This is a genomic window from Halomonas nitroreducens, from assembly GCF_003966155.1.
Lineage (GTDB): Bacteria > Pseudomonadota > Gammaproteobacteria > Pseudomonadales > Halomonadaceae > Halomonas > Halomonas nitroreducens.
This window is the reverse complement of sequence record NZ_RXNS01000018.1, coordinates 1-13,020: the sequence shown is the minus strand read 5'-3', so window position 1 is coordinate 13,020 and position 13,020 is coordinate 1. Positions and strand designations below refer to the sequence as shown.

Here is a 13,020-nt window from a genome sequence, read left to right as displayed (position 1 = left end):
GTTGTCGGCATCCCCGTGGCTGCTTCATTCTGGTCGGTGTGCCGAGGAGGGCACCGACGCAGGCCCTCCCGTCTTTGCCTGCCGCTCCAAGGTGCTGCAGCCATGCCACGACCCCAGATTGTGAGGGATGCACGGTGATCAAGGACACTAGCGACATCGAGTACCAACACGCGTTCATCGCCCGGCAGGGGCGGCGACTGGAACCGGAATCGGCCGGAATCACCCATGCCTGCCTGGCGGAGGTCTCATGAAGTCTCCTACAAGCACAGGGTTCGCGATCCTGGGTGCGGCGCTGGTCGCGATCAGCTACGGGCTCGCGCGTTTCGCTTTCGGCCTGTTCGTGCCGCCTATCCGCGACGAGCTGGAGCTCACGCCGTACGTGATCGGCATCATCGGCGCGCTGCCGCTGATCAGTTTCCTGCTGGCCACGGTGGTCGCGCCGTTCATCACCGATCATCTCGGTGCCCGCAACACGGCGGTGCTCTCCGGTGCGTTCGGCGTCGGCGGCCTGGCGCTGATCAGCCAGTCCTCCGACGCGCTAACGCTGGGCGCCGGGGTGTTCGCCTGCGGCATCTGCACCGGCCTGATGATGCCGGCGCTCTCGGCGGCCATGCAGGCGCTGGTGAAACGCTCGCTGCACGGACGCGTCAGCTCGGTCATGAACGCGGGAACCAGCATCGGCGTGATTGTGGCCGTGCCGACGGTCCTGTTCCTGGCCGGCGCCTGGCGTTTCGCGTATCTCTCCTTCGCCGTCCTGGCGGGCATCGGCGTGATTGCCGCCTGGCTCTTCCTGCCCTCGGTGTCGCGGATCGTGCCGGGGAACGCCGCCCCGCCACCGCCGATCAGCGAGCTGCCGTGGTCGCGTCTCGTCAGGCTCTCGCTGTTTGCCTACGTGATGGGCTTCGTCTCCTCCGCGTACTGGATCTTCGCGCCCGACCTGGTGGTCACTCTTGGCGGCCTGCCGTCCGGCGCCACCGGGTGGCTATGGCTGGCGGTGGGCATCGCCGGCCTCGGCGGCGCCGTGGTGGCCGACCTGGCCGATCGCAACAACCCCCCGATCACGCAATCGCTGATGCTGATGATGCTGGCCGCGAGCCTGGCATTGCTCGCCGCCAGCCCCGGCCAGCCGGTCTTGGCGGCCTTTTCCGCGCTGGTCTTCGGCCTGGCCTACATGAGCCTGACGGGGCTCTACCTGATGACCGGTATCCGTCTGTTGCCGGGCCGACTGTCGATGGGGCCGGTACTGCCCTTCATGGCGGTGTCGCTCGGGCAGGCGACTGGCTCGCCGGTCGTCGGGGGGCTGGTCAATGGATTCGGCTATGCCGATGCGTTTTCCATGTTCGCCGCGCTCGGTATCCTGGCGGCCATCCTTTCGCCCTTCTATCCGGGCCACATTGCCCAGGCCGCGGAGGAAGAGGAGGAGGACTCCGGTCTCCAGGCGGCCTACGATCACCAGCTCCAGAACGAGGAGGGTGAGCCTCTGGAGGAGCCCGCCGAGGACGACGCGGAAAAGCCCGCGGTCAGCCCTTAAGGGCGGCCGCGGCGGTCGCCGGGCACCCGGAAGATCCTCGGGGACAGCAGCGGGCGAAGCCGGCCTGTCCCCGATACCAGGCTGTACTCCCTCAGGCGTCGTCCGATGGCGGGCACAACCCGCCCGGTACCCGCAGTACCCAGTCGCGGATCGCCCGTATCGTCGGATCATCGCGACGGCTTTGCGGATAGACCAGGTAGAACGGCTTGCCCTCCAGCACCGGCCCGAAGGGCTGCACCAGGCGCCCCTCGGCCAGCTCGTCGGCGATCAGCGGGCGGCTCATCAGGGCCACGCCCTGGCTGCCGATGGCGGCGGAGACGGCGTGGGTCTCGTCGGAAAACACCAGCCCGGCGCCGACATCCAGCCCCGGTACCCTGGCCCGCTTCTGCCAGCCGGCCCAGTCCAGGGGCGTCACCGAGGCGCCCTGGGGCCGAAAGTGAATCAACGGATGGCCGGGCAGCTCGGCTGGATCGTTCAGGTTCAGCCGTGGGCTGCAGGCCGGAATGAAGGTGTTGTCGAAGAGCTTTTCCGCCACCAGCCCGGGCCACTGGCCATCGCCATAGCGGATCGCCAGGTCCGCGGTCACGCCGTCCAGCGCCACCGGTTCGTGGGAGGCATGGATGCGCAGGTCGATGGCCGGGTGCGACTCCCTCAGCAGGCATACCCAGGGCAGCAGCCAGCGCACGGCCACCGCCGGGGTGGTGGAGAGCGTGGCCGCCTGACGGACGGGCGGGGCCTGCAGCCGCTCCACGGTCTCCCCGATGCTGTCGAACGCCGCCTCCAGGGTCTGGAAGAGCTCTCGTCCCTGCGGAGTGAGCAGCAGCTGCCGGGGCCTGCGCACGAAGAGCGCCAGCTGCAGGGCATCCTCCAGCCCGCGGATGTGATGACTGATGGCCGTGGCCGTGACGGACAGCTCATCGGCCGCCTGCTTGGCGCTCTCGTGGCGGGCGGCGGCCTCGAAGGCCCGCAGGGCCGCAAGCGAGGGGAGTCGGCGAGGGCTCATGGGTGAGTTTATCTCATCTATGTCGGCAAGTATTCATCGTTTGTGGCTCTTCATGACCGGGCATAGGCTCGAGTCACTCATCAACGATGAGTGAGTTCAACTCACAAGACAAGGAGCCTGACATGACCCATATCCTGCAACTGGACGCTAGCGCCCGCCCTGGTCTCGCTGGCACCGACGCGCACGGTTCCCTCAGCCGTCGCCTCACCCAGCGCTTCGTCACCGGCTGGCAGGCTCGCCAGCCGGCCACCACCGTGACCCATCGCGATGTGGGCGGCAGCCCGCCGTCCTTCATCGACCAGCGGTGGATCCAGGCCGCCTTCACGCCCCCGGAACGCCAGGAGCCGTGGATGGCGGAGGTGCTCGCCGAGAGCGACCGGCTGATCGACGAACTGGCGGCCGCCGACGTCATGGTGATCGGCGCGCCGCTGTACAACTTCGGCATGCCGGCGGCGCTCAAGGCCTGGCTGGACCAGGTGGTGCGCATGGGGCGCACGGTGGACTATGACCCGAGCCGCCCGGACGATCCCTTCACGCCCCTGCTGGCCGACCGGCCGCGGCACGCGGTCATCCTGTCGTCACGCGGCGGCGCCGGCTTCGAGCCCGGCGGCGAGCTGGCCCACATGAATCACCTGGAACCCGGCCTGGCCACGGCGCTGGCGTTCATTGGCATCACCCGCATCCATCGGGTGGCCGTCGAGCACCAGGAGGAGGGCGGGGAGCGGCTGGCCGCTTCCCTCGCGGCAGCGGAGCGCCGGGTGGAGGCGCTGATCGGCCAGTTGCAGGAGCCGTTTCAGGCCCACCGCGAGGCGGCGGTGATGGCCTGACGGCATGGCCCGACTGCTGACAGTGGGATGGCGGAACAGGCAGACGTGCCGCCATCCCGCGGCATGACAGCCCCGTTGCCAGCTTCTAGGCTGGCTGAGGGAGTGGGGCGCATCCGGCCGAGGCATGCGGCATGGGCGGTGCGTTGCTCGAGAACGCCAGGGACACAGCAGCCGAGGTGACGGATGAAGGTCAAGCGCATCATGGCCAATACGGCCACGGAGGACCTCGACAAGGCGGAGGCCTTCTATGGGGGCCTGCTGGGCCTGGAGCGGCTCATGGATCACGGCTGGTTTCGCACCTATGGCTCGGACGAGCGCATGCGGGTCCAGGTGAGCTTCGGCGCCGAGGGCGGCTCGGGAGCCGAGGTGCCCGACCTCTCCATCGAGGTCGACGATCTCGAGGCGGCGCTGGCGCGCTTCGAGGAGGCGAACGTGCCCATCGAGTACGGCCCCGTCAGCGAGCCCTGGGGCGTGCGACGGTTCTACGTCCGCGACCCGTTCGGCAAGCTGATCAATATCCTGCAGCACGAGTGAGTGCGCCGTCTCTGCCGCGCCATGACACGGCCGGGATAATTGGGGTCTGTCCCCGATTTACCGCGACGGCTGCCGCTACTGGGTGGCGCCGGTCGATGTTGTCGCTGTCGATGGCAGCGGCTCCACCCAGCGGCTCAAGCGAAACAGTATTGGATAGGCGCCAAGGAAGGGCCGACGAAGCCCGACAGGTAGTCCCGCGATGGAGAGAGGAATCTTATCAACATGGCACAGGTATTGTTGTTCCATCACGCACATGGATTGACATCGGGGGTCCGGGATTTCGCTGAGGGGCTGCGATGTGCGAGGCACACCGTGCACGTTCCGGACCTGTACGATGGCCAGGTGTTCGATGATCTGGAAGAGGGCGTCGGATACGCCGAGCAGTTGGGGGTCGGCACGATCATTGCTCGCGGTGTTGCGGCCGCTGAAGGGTTGCCCAACGGACTCATCTACGCTGGGTTCTCGCTCGACGTTATGCCCGCGTAAAAAGTTGGCACAAACCCGCGCTGGCGCGATCGGGGCTCTGCTTTTCCATGCGTGTGTCCCGTTCTCGGAGTTCGGCGCTGCTTGGCCTCGGGGAGTTCGGGTCCAGATCCACGGCATGGACCGGGACGAGTTCTTCGAGGGCGAGGGAGATCTCGATGCGGCTCGCTCCCTTGTCGAGACAACCACGCAGGCTGAACTCTTCCTCTATCCGGGGGACAGGCACCTGTTCGTTGACAGCAGCCTCCCGTCGTACGACAAGGATGCTGCGCTGGTCCTGACACAGCGGGTGCATGACTTCCTCGACAATTGCGAGTAGCCCATGCCCTACGGCATGGCAGCAGATGACCACTGGTTTCCACCACGGTGAGCCAAGAGGGGGACGGGTGATGCCGCGGACTTCTCGGTTTCTGACCGATGGGGTCTGAGTGATGAATGGTGGTGGGAGGGCAAGGACAATGGAGGGCAGGTTGGCTTCGGATGCCGAGAAGTCCGAGACAGGGGGAGGGCGCCAATGAGCAATGAGGGCCCCTTCCTGAACACCCGTCAGCCATGCGGCGCTGCCCCCGAATGCGCCCCCTGCCACTGAATCGGCGAACCCTGGCCACTTCAGCAATAATGTCCAAGCCCATGGCCTGGGCCAGGCCTAAGCTATGCCTGAGAGGCATTCCGGGAGGTAGGCATGGCGAAGCAATTCAGTCGGTTCGACTACTTCAAGAGCCGGCATATTCCCGAGCTTACGGTGTTGCAGGCGGCGCTGAGCGATTTCAGCTACGACCGTCATGCCCATGAGGAGTACGCCTTCGGCGTCACCCTCGCCGGGCGGCAGGATTTCTTCAGCGGCGGCCAGTTCCACCGCAGCCCGCCGGGCAACATCATCCTGTTCAATCCCGAGCAAGTGCACGATGGGCACCCGGGGGGCGACAGCGCGCTGGGGTATGTCATGATCTACGTGCCTTCCGCCCACCTCGAGGCGCTGTTTGCCGATGCGGCGGGATGCGAGCGGGCCGGCAGCTTCCGGTGCGGCGAGACCCTGATCGAGGATCCCGAGTTGCGCCGTGCCATCCTGGACCTCACGAATCTGGTGACCCATCGGTGGGGCACGCGCATCGATCAGGAGCACGTCCTCTGCCGAATGGCGACGCGCCTCGTGCAGCGTGCCGGCAATTACGAGCCGGTTGGCAGGCTGAGCCGGCCCGATGCGCTGCTGCTGCGGGCCAGGGACTACATCCTCGCGCACCTCGAAGACGATGTGTCGCTGGACGATATCAGCCAGGCCGCTCACCTCTCGAAGTACCACTTCCTGCGCCTGTTCCGGCAGCAGTTCGGCATCACGCCGCACCAGTATGTGCTCAACCGCCGGATCAATGCCGCGCGCCGCCTCCTGGCGGCGGGGGCGGCCCCCAATCAGGTGGCCTTCCGCTATGGCTTTACCGACCTCAGCCATTTCAATCGCCGCTTCAAGCGCATCTATGGCATGACGCCCCTCCAGTACCAGCGCAGCGTAACCCCCTAACCCGAGGCTTCCCCCATGTTAGAGATCGTCGCCTATGCCCTGGGCGTCATGTACACGCCTGGGCCCGTGAACCTGCTCGGCCTGAATGCAGGCCTCAACGGCCAGGCCAGAACCTCCCTCGGCTTCTTCGTCGGGGTGGGGCTGGCCATGCTGGTACTCTTCCTGGGGTTCGGCTGGGTCGGCACGGCCTGGGTGCGGGGCGACATGCTCGCCGTGGTGGGGGCGCTGGGATGCGCCTATATCCTCTACCTCGCCATCAAGGTCGCCCGCTCCAGCATCGATCCGGGGGCCATTCGCCAGGCGTCACGCGTGCTGAGCTTTCGCGATGGTTTGATCATGCAGCTCTGCAACCCCAAGGGCATGATCGCGACCTTGCCGATCGCCACCATCCAGTTCCCCGCCGCCGGCATCCACGGCGCCAGCCTGATGCTCTGGTCGCTGGGGCTGGCGGCGCTGGCCTTCGGTGCCCCCGGCAGCTATGCACTGATCGGTGCCGTGGTCGGGCGGCGCATCGAGAACCCGACGATTCTCAAGGGCTTCAGCCTCGCGATGGCGGCGTTGCTGGTGTGGGTCGCGTTATCCATCAGCTACGAGCACGTGTGGTTGCCGCTGGCAACGGGCGAGCTGTGAGGGGGAGCTTGCGAAGCAAGTAGCCTCGCGCCGCCGCGACCTGCCCCGGCCAGGCTGCTTCGCGACGGCGGCGGGCTCATTCGTACTTGTGCTGCCAGCCCTTGACCGCGATCTGCTCCTTGAGCAGTTCCAGCATGTCCACCAGCACCTGCTCGGTGATCTGTTCGGTATGGGAATCGGTGCGCAGCCAGGCATCGAAGCCGCTCTCGGCCAAGTGTTCCACCAGGGCGGAGAACTCCGCCGACCTCAGGCCTTCCAGGGCCTCGTCGACCAGGTGGCAGGCCAGGTCGGAGAGCGAGGCCTCGAGCCCCCGGGCCAGCTGGCTGCCCAGCGGCAGGCGCCCGAGCCGCTTGAGCTCCGGGCTCTCCGCCAGGGTGCGGCCGACCAGCCCGCGCACGTAGCGCAGGGTGTCGTCGCGGTTGTGGGTATAGGCGTCGCCCGCCATGGCCTCCAGCCGCTGGCTGATCTCGCGGATCAGCGCCTGCTTGCGGGGCCGTACCACCCGTTCCATCACCGGGGTGGAAAGTCCGTCGCCGGCGCGGAGCTCGTGCTGGACGTTGTCGAGCATGCGGATGGCGATGCGGTCGGTGAGCTCCTCCAGCAGGATGTCGTAGTACTTGGCGACCACGCTGTAGAGGTACCAGCGGCGCACGTCGATCAGGCCCATGCGCTGCAGGCGGTGCAGCAGCGAGATGACGCGCAGGATGCGCAGCAGCCGGAAGCCGCCCAGCGGGATGCAGCCGAGCACGTCGTACCAGTGCACGAAGGGGTAGAAGAACCAGCGGTGGTAGTGCCGCTCGGCGATGGCCACCGCCCAGCCCAGCAGTACGTCGAGCAGGAAGACGGCCACGAACATCAGGTCGATGGTGAGGAAGTTGGCATGGATGTGCCGGTCGTAGGCGGCGTGCAGGCCGGGGGCGACGGCCTCGAAGGCGGCGTTGAGCGGCGGCAGCAGGAACAGGCTGTCGAACAGCAGCAGGGCCAGGTTGGCGATCACCAGCACGATGATGAGCAGATCCCACACCAGGTGGGCCCGCTCCAGGGCGGGCGAGGTCGTGCGGGTGGTGGGCATGGCGCCTCCTTGAGCGGTTCCGAAACGTCCCTTACCAGCCCAAGCCTAGAAGGTCGGCGCGTCGGCGACACCTCAAGAGCGCCGTATGCCCCGTACCTGCCCCCGGCCCGGTGCCTCAGCGCGTCAACAGCCCCTGGCCGATGGCCTCGCCCAGGCGGTCCACGGCGGCGGCCAGCTTCTCGTCGATGACGTGGAGATACTCCGTCCAGTCGTCGACGTGGTGCAGCTCCGCCTTGCCGTCCGAGATGCCGCGGAGCACCACGAGCGGCACGTCGAAGCGCGTGCAGGCGCGCAGGCAGGCATAGCTTTCCATGTCCACCATGTCGGCGGCGATGGCGGCATAGGCCGCGCCAGAGACGATATTTGCGCCGGTCGAAAGCGAGGCCTCGCGAATACCGGGAATGCGCAGCGGCAGCGGGAGGATCGCCGGCAGGTCGAGAAAGGGCGTGATGCCTTTATCGAAGCCCAGCGGCGAGGCGTCCATGTCGCGGTAGGCGACCGAGGTGGCCTGATAGACCTCGGTCTGCTCCAGCGCCCGGCTACCCGCCGAGCCCAGCGAGACCACCAGGTCCGGCAGCCGCCCGCGCGCCTCGAGCTCGGCCAGGGCGGCGGTGAGCTCCACTGCCGCCTCGACGGGCCCCACGCCGGTCATAAAGGGGGTGAAGCGTTCCCTGAGATGCGGACCGTATTCGGCATCGGCCGCCATCACGAAGAGGACCTTCCGGCCGCCCAGCGCCGTCAGCGGCACCGGTTCGCGTTGTGTCTGGTTCATCCTGAGAGTCTCCCGCAGTCCATGATCGCCACCATCATGGCGGGGAGGGGCGTTGGCGCCAAGCGTGCGATGGTTCGGTGGGCACCGAGCGGGCCTTTATCAGCTAAGGTCGGGCCTAGACGAATTGACCTAAGAAAAATTGTCTTCAAGCGCTGACATTCTGTTTCCCCCGCTCTAGGCTGATGGCTCAGCCAGCCAGCAAGGGACTGCCGATGGCCGATCATACCGCTGACCCCCGCATTACCCTGCATCCGTATACTCGGCGAGTGCGAATCTTTGCTGGCGACACCCTGATCGCCGATACCCGCAATGCCATCGAACTGCGCGAGCGCGGCTATCCACACCGTCAGTATGTTCCGCGAGCGGGTGTGGATATGTCGAAGCTATCGGTTTCGTCCACCGTCACCCACTGCCCGTTCAAGGGCGATACCACCTATTATTCGCTGCCCGATATTGCCGATGTAGCCTGGAGCTATGAACAGCCGATCGACGAGATGCAGGCGATTGCTGGGCGGCTGGCGTTTGATGTCAGTAAGGTGACGGAGCTTGTTGAGTGACGTCCGCTATCGACCGAGACTGTGTGAAAACGCACCGGCCGCTATACTTTGCCCAGGTCCGCTGAGGAAATGGCGATGAAGCGATTCGTGGTAGGTGAAGCCCGAGATCAAAGCACGTTGTTCCCCGCGCTTTTGGACGACTTCATCGCAGACGATAACCCGGTCCGTGCTATTGAGGCGTTCGTAGAGGGCCTCGATCTCAGAGGGCTTGGTTTCAAGGGCGTCGATCCGCATGCGACAGGAAGGCCCGCCTATCATCCCGCTGTACTCCTGAAGCTCTATATCTACGGCTACCTCAATCGTATCCAGTCGAGTCGCCGCCTGGAGCGCGAGACGCAGCGTAATGTCGAGCTGATGTGGCTGACGGAGCGCCTGACACCGGATTTCAAGACGATCGCAGACTTCCGAAAGGATAACGGCGAGGCCATCCGCCGTGTCTGTCGAGAGTTCATCGTGCTTTGCCGGCGGCTGGATCTGTTCTCACAAGCCATCGTGGCCATCGATGGTAGCAAGTTCAAAGCCGTCAACAACCGCAACCGAAATTTCACGGCGACCAAGATGAAACGGCGCCTTGAGCAGATCGAAGAAACTTTCAACCGGTACCTTGGTCAGCTTGATGCAGCCGACCGAGATGAGCCTGCTCTGGCCGAGGCCAAAACAGCGCACCTGAAGGAAAAAATCACGAAGCTCCGGGAAGAAACTGCACGGCTACAAGCAGTTGAGGAGGAGAGGCTGAAGTCTCCCGATCAGCAAGTATCCTTGACGGATCCGGATGCCAGAGCGATGGCCACCAGTGGCAGAGGTACAGGAAATGTGGGTTACAACGTACAGACTGCGGTGGATAGCCAGCACCATTTGATTGTGGCCCATGAGGTAACCAACGTCGGGCATGACCGGGGGCAGCCCTCTAATATGGCCAAGCAAGCGCGGGAGGCCACTGGCATCAAGGAGCTGAAGGTCGTGGCTGACAGAGGCTACTTCAAGGGCGAGAAGATACTGGCCTGTCACAAGGAAGGGATCACTACCTATCTCCCCAAGCCGATGACATCGCCAAGCCAGGCAAAGGGCTTTTTCCCAAGAGACGCATTTCGGTATCTCCCTGAAAGCAATGAATATTCCTGTCCCGCTGGACAGCGGCTGACATGGCGGTATGAAACGATAGATAAAGGGATGAAGCTGCATGCTTATTGGAGTTCGGGATGTGCAACCTGCGCTATGAAAGAAAAATGTACGACTGGCAAGCAACGACGGATCAAGCGTTGGGAGCATGAAGATGTGCTTGAAGCCGCACAGTCACGCCTCGATTGGAATCCAGAGATGATGCGCCTAAGGCGACAAACGGTGGAGCATCCCTTTGGCACGCTGAAGGCTTGGATGGGGGCGACACACTTCGCGACAAAGCGGCTCAGAAATGTGAGCACGGAAATGAGTCTTCATGTGTTGGCGTACAACCTGAAGCGTGTCATAAAGATCTTGGGAGTCAATGGATTGATGAGGGCTGCGAGGGCGTAACAGCCCTTTTTCCTCATGTTTTCAAGGGCCATAAGGGTGAGATATTTGCTTTCTGATGGTTTCCTGATTTCCAGATCTCACTCCAGCATCAGTCGGCAATCATCCAAACAATGGCTTGTGTGGGCTCATCAGGAAGCTGAGGGGGGAAGTTCTTGAGTCAGACTAGATTTTTCTGTTTTCACACGGCCAGGACCCAAAGCCGACATGCCGGAAAAGGCAGCGAGCACGTTCATTGGGGATATGCAGCATGCACGATGATCGGTGTTATACTGCCGAGTTATACTTAATATCCAAGGGTTTCAATGGGATGCGATGTGTTCGAGTGCGCAGTATAATATTGTTGAACGCGCATGCGCGTTCAAGTGAAATATTGAGCACGCGGTCTAATACCTGTTAAGCACTGAGAGTCCTTTAAATCTGTTCGTTGGGAGCGTATCAGTTGAAAGCTAAGGACATGAGCGAGTCTAAGCGACTGGAATTGATAGCTGAGGCCGTTCGTTATTGTCAGCGCGTCAGTGCAATGGGTATGCCTGCTTCAGTATTTTCTAAAGCACTTCGAGAGCCCATCCACTTTTTGTGGGAACGCAGAGCCGGATCAAAAACTGCGGCTGCACAATATCGTTCAATATCTGCAGTGGGCCTATCATTTGGGAAAGGAAAGCTGGTTTATGATCATGCGGTGCCATTCATTTGTCTTCAGCGGCGTTTACTGGTCTTAGATACTGTCGATGAGCCTTCAAATCGCGCTTTGCTAGAGCGGCTAAACCTGATTGCGCTGATCACGAAGGATGAGGATGAGATACTCAAATCGGCGGGTTTGAATAAGAGTATGCCAAAGGATTGGGATGGCAACGATCCGCTAGCTCGGTACCGAGAAATGGGAATCGAGCTTATACCAAACCGAGGTGCTGTAAATGCTTAACAAGGCGGTCAACCGGACGCCAAAAGCGTGGCGCTTTTGGTTCCCTCCGCTGGCGCTCCGGCGCCGGTTGCCTCAGCGTTATTTGTCCCCCATGGGTCGAAACAAAGGAGGTTTCAATGCCAGGGAAGTATCCAGACAAAATCCGTACGCTTCCGCTTTTCGATGGGCGGTTTGATGCTTACAGGCTCGCTGCTGAGGGCGCTGATGTCTTGTTTGCTTCCTATCCGTCGGGAACCAGTATTCCTCCGCATGCCCATGAGACGGAGAATCATGGGGTTATTATCCGTGGAGAACTGATCCTCACGATTGGAGGGCGAATAGAACGCTACGGTGTGGGCGACTGGTATCATGTTCCAGTTGGTGTGGAGCATGCGGCTGATTTTGAGGTAGACACAGATGAAATCGAGTTCTGGTTTAACCCCGCCAATTAACAAATCCATCAAGTTTGTTCCGGGCCTACGGCCCTCCACCGGACGCCCTTGTCAGGGCGCCGCTTATGGCTGGCGTTAGTTTCATGGGGGGCGAGTGAAGTTCAATAAATTAACAGTCAAAGATCTGCTACAGTTGCAGGCGTCCGCGACTAGTGAGCTTAAAGCCAGGGGTATCGTAAGAACTCAGAACAACCCTCTTGGAGACTATACGGAGTGGCTTGTAGCGAGGGCTCTTGGTCTTGATCTTCAAAGCAACTCAAAAGCGGGCTATGACGCAATCAGCAAGGATGGAGTGCGTTTCCAGATCAAGGGGCGGCGTGTTACATCCAAGAATAGTTCTCGCCAGCTAAGCGCAATACGTAAGTATGTTGAGAAAGATTTTGATGTGCTGGCTGCAGTGATCTACGACGAGGATTTCAATGTCATTGATGCACTGTTAATACCGCATGAGGTGATTGGAGAGTATGCTTCTTATCGGAAGCATGTGAATGCCCATGTCTTGGTATTGAAAGGATCCATTTTAAGTGATCCAAGAGTTCAGTCCATTAAAGAGGTGGTATGCAGCTAACAAGGCTTAGCACGCCGAAGGATTTTTCGTTGAGGCTACGCCTCCACTACAAAGCCGCGCGTGTTGGCAGCGTTAATCAGGCCTTGCTGAATGTCCGCTTCTGGCCGAAAGCGGGCCACCAATATGGGTTGAGGATAGGAGCTGAGGCTTATCTTCCCAACCCACTAACCTCCATCACACATCGGCGCCGCATCCATCACCTGGCTGCGGCCGGTTTCCGCCATTATCAGCCAGCGGCGGGCACGAGTGATGCTGGTGTAGACCACTTCCCGTGTCAGTAGCTGTAATGCCCCCCGCTGTCAGCTGATTTCGGGCCATTCGAGCCTTGATCAGTTCTGCATGGGAACACCATCATCCCATCGAAAGCCGATGCCCCCGCCTTGCCAGACCCCTTTGCCGAGGGGGTTGGGTCCATAAATATCGACATGGAGCGGCAGCCCGAAGTCTGGCGCAAGGTCCTGAACGCCGCGAACGGTGCTGCGGTGCATGATGCGCAAGCCCTGCTCCTCGGCGGGTAGATGGGCCTCGGGGGCGGCCCGATGCCCTATCTGTCAGCGTAGTTGTCACCTAAACGGATTGAGAGGTGATCAACATGCGTTACCCCGCAGAGCGGAAGGAAGCCATCCTTCAGAAGATGGCACCTCCGATGAGCCTGACCATCC

The 13,020-nt window shown here is 62.4% G+C and carries 16 protein-coding genes; 12 read left to right on the top strand and 4 right to left on the bottom strand.

Going from position 1 to position 13,020, the window contains the following annotated elements:
- The first annotated feature begins 247 nt into the window (after positions 1-247).
- The gene (locus tag EKG36_RS16615) at positions 248-1,531 is read left to right on the top strand and encodes an MFS transporter (protein WP_126486135.1); all 1,284 of its coding nucleotides are present in this window, start codon (positions 248-250) and stop codon (positions 1,529-1,531) included.
- Positions 1,532-1,622: 91 nt separating this feature from the next.
- Here EKG36_RS16615 and EKG36_RS16610 read toward each other — a convergent pair whose 3' ends face one another.
- The gene (locus EKG36_RS16610) at positions 1,623-2,534 is read right to left on the bottom strand and encodes a LysR substrate-binding domain-containing protein (protein WP_126486133.1); all 912 of its coding nucleotides are present in this window, start codon (positions 2,532-2,534) and stop codon (positions 1,623-1,625) included.
- Positions 2,535-2,656: 122 nt separating this feature from the next.
- Between EKG36_RS16610 and EKG36_RS16605 the strand changes: the two genes are divergently transcribed.
- From EKG36_RS16605 to EKG36_RS16585, 6 genes are all read left to right on the top strand, one after another.
- Entirely contained in the window at positions 2,657-3,361 is a 705-nt protein-coding gene (locus EKG36_RS16605; protein WP_126486131.1) for an FMN-dependent NADH-azoreductase, read from the top strand.
- 183 nt (positions 3,362-3,544) lie between these two features.
- Positions 3,545-3,895, top strand: coding sequence for a VOC family protein (locus tag EKG36_RS16600; RefSeq protein WP_126486129.1), 351 nt, complete (start codon positions 3,545-3,547; stop codon positions 3,893-3,895).
- A 222-nt stretch (positions 3,896-4,117) separates the two neighbouring features.
- Positions 4,118-4,381 carry a dienelactone hydrolase family protein gene (locus EKG36_RS20625; RefSeq protein ID WP_221766108.1) on the top strand — a complete coding sequence of 88 codons (264 nt, stop codon included), beginning with the start codon at positions 4,118-4,120 and terminating at the stop codon, positions 4,379-4,381.
- Positions 4,308-4,697, top strand: a complete 390-nt coding sequence (locus EKG36_RS20620; RefSeq protein ID WP_246007548.1) for a dienelactone hydrolase family protein — start codon at positions 4,308-4,310, stop codon at positions 4,695-4,697. Before EKG36_RS20625 ends, EKG36_RS20620 begins: the two co-directional genes overlap by 74 nt.
- 363 nt (positions 4,698-5,060) lie before the next feature.
- Positions 5,061-5,894, top strand: a complete 834-nt coding sequence (locus tag EKG36_RS16590) for an AraC family transcriptional regulator (RefSeq protein WP_126486127.1) — start codon at positions 5,061-5,063, stop codon at positions 5,892-5,894.
- A 15-nt stretch (positions 5,895-5,909) separates the two neighbouring features.
- A complete protein-coding gene (locus tag EKG36_RS16585) occupies positions 5,910-6,524 on the top strand; it encodes a LysE family translocator (RefSeq protein ID WP_126486125.1) in 615 nt (204 codons plus the stop codon).
- 76 nt (positions 6,525-6,600) lie between these two features.
- Here EKG36_RS16585 and EKG36_RS16580 read toward each other — a convergent pair whose 3' ends face one another.
- Entirely contained in the window at positions 6,601-7,596 is a 996-nt protein-coding gene (locus EKG36_RS16580) for an ion transporter (RefSeq protein ID WP_126486123.1), read from the bottom strand.
- 115 nt (positions 7,597-7,711) lie between these two features.
- On the bottom strand, positions 7,712-8,368 hold the full coding sequence (locus EKG36_RS16575; RefSeq protein WP_126486121.1) for a 5'-methylthioadenosine/S-adenosylhomocysteine nucleosidase: 657 nt from the start codon (positions 8,366-8,368) through the stop codon (positions 7,712-7,714).
- 212 nt (positions 8,369-8,580) lie between these two features.
- Between EKG36_RS16575 and EKG36_RS16570 the strand changes: the two genes are divergently transcribed.
- The 5 genes from EKG36_RS16570 (at position 8,581) to EKG36_RS16550 (ending at position 12,358) form a co-directional block, all read left to right on the top strand.
- Positions 8,581-8,925: a DUF427 domain-containing protein gene (locus EKG36_RS16570; RefSeq protein ID WP_126486119.1), complete on the top strand. Its 345-nt coding sequence runs from the start codon at positions 8,581-8,583 to the stop codon at positions 8,923-8,925.
- Between the two features lie 75 nt (positions 8,926-9,000).
- Positions 9,001-10,437 carry an IS1182 family transposase gene (locus EKG36_RS16565; protein ID WP_126486118.1) on the top strand — a complete coding sequence of 479 codons (1,437 nt, stop codon included), beginning with the start codon at positions 9,001-9,003 and terminating at the stop codon, positions 10,435-10,437.
- Positions 10,438-10,876: 439 nt separating this feature from the next.
- Positions 10,877-11,359 carry a hypothetical protein gene (locus tag EKG36_RS16560; protein WP_126486116.1) on the top strand — a complete coding sequence of 161 codons (483 nt, stop codon included), beginning with the start codon at positions 10,877-10,879 and terminating at the stop codon, positions 11,357-11,359.
- Positions 11,360-11,475: 116 nt separating this feature from the next.
- Entirely contained in the window at positions 11,476-11,790 is a 315-nt protein-coding gene (locus tag EKG36_RS16555) for a cupin domain-containing protein (protein ID WP_126486114.1), read from the top strand.
- Between the two features lie 94 nt (positions 11,791-11,884).
- Positions 11,885-12,358, top strand: coding sequence for a DUF6998 domain-containing protein (locus tag EKG36_RS16550; protein WP_126486112.1), 474 nt, complete (start codon positions 11,885-11,887; stop codon positions 12,356-12,358).
- A gap of 329 nt (positions 12,359-12,687) precedes the next feature.
- Here EKG36_RS16550 and EKG36_RS20525 read toward each other — a convergent pair whose 3' ends face one another.
- Positions 12,688-12,855, bottom strand: a complete 168-nt coding sequence (locus EKG36_RS20525) for a hypothetical protein (RefSeq protein WP_185827586.1) — start codon at positions 12,853-12,855, stop codon at positions 12,688-12,690.
- Positions 12,856-13,020: the final 165 nt, after the last annotated feature.

Coding starts and splice junctions, on each gene's coding strand:
- EKG36_RS16610 (WP_126486133.1), bottom strand. CDS start 2,534: ATGAGCCCTCGCCGACTCCCCTCGCTTGCGGCCCTGCGGGCCTTCGAG.
- EKG36_RS16580 (WP_126486123.1), bottom strand. CDS start 7,596: ATGCCCACCACCCGCACGACCTCGCCCGCCCTGGAGCGGGCCCACCTG.
- EKG36_RS16600 (WP_126486129.1), top strand. CDS start 3,545: ATGAAGGTCAAGCGCATCATGGCCAATACGGCCACGGAGGACCTCGAC.
- EKG36_RS16585 (WP_126486125.1), top strand. CDS start 5,910: ATGTTAGAGATCGTCGCCTATGCCCTGGGCGTCATGTACACGCCTGGG.
- EKG36_RS16565 (WP_126486118.1), top strand. CDS start 9,001: ATGAAGCGATTCGTGGTAGGTGAAGCCCGAGATCAAAGCACGTTGTTC.
- EKG36_RS20625 (WP_221766108.1), top strand. CDS start 4,118: ATGGCACAGGTATTGTTGTTCCATCACGCACATGGATTGACATCGGGG.
- EKG36_RS16555 (WP_126486114.1), top strand. CDS start 11,476: ATGCCAGGGAAGTATCCAGACAAAATCCGTACGCTTCCGCTTTTCGAT.
- EKG36_RS16590 (WP_126486127.1), top strand. CDS start 5,061: ATGGCGAAGCAATTCAGTCGGTTCGACTACTTCAAGAGCCGGCATATT.
- EKG36_RS16615 (WP_126486135.1), top strand. CDS start 248: ATGAAGTCTCCTACAAGCACAGGGTTCGCGATCCTGGGTGCGGCGCTG.
- EKG36_RS16570 (WP_126486119.1), top strand. CDS start 8,581: ATGGCCGATCATACCGCTGACCCCCGCATTACCCTGCATCCGTATACT.
- EKG36_RS16605 (WP_126486131.1), top strand. CDS start 2,657: ATGACCCATATCCTGCAACTGGACGCTAGCGCCCGCCCTGGTCTCGCT.
- EKG36_RS16575 (WP_126486121.1), bottom strand. CDS start 8,368: ATGAACCAGACACAACGCGAACCGGTGCCGCTGACGGCGCTGGGCGGC.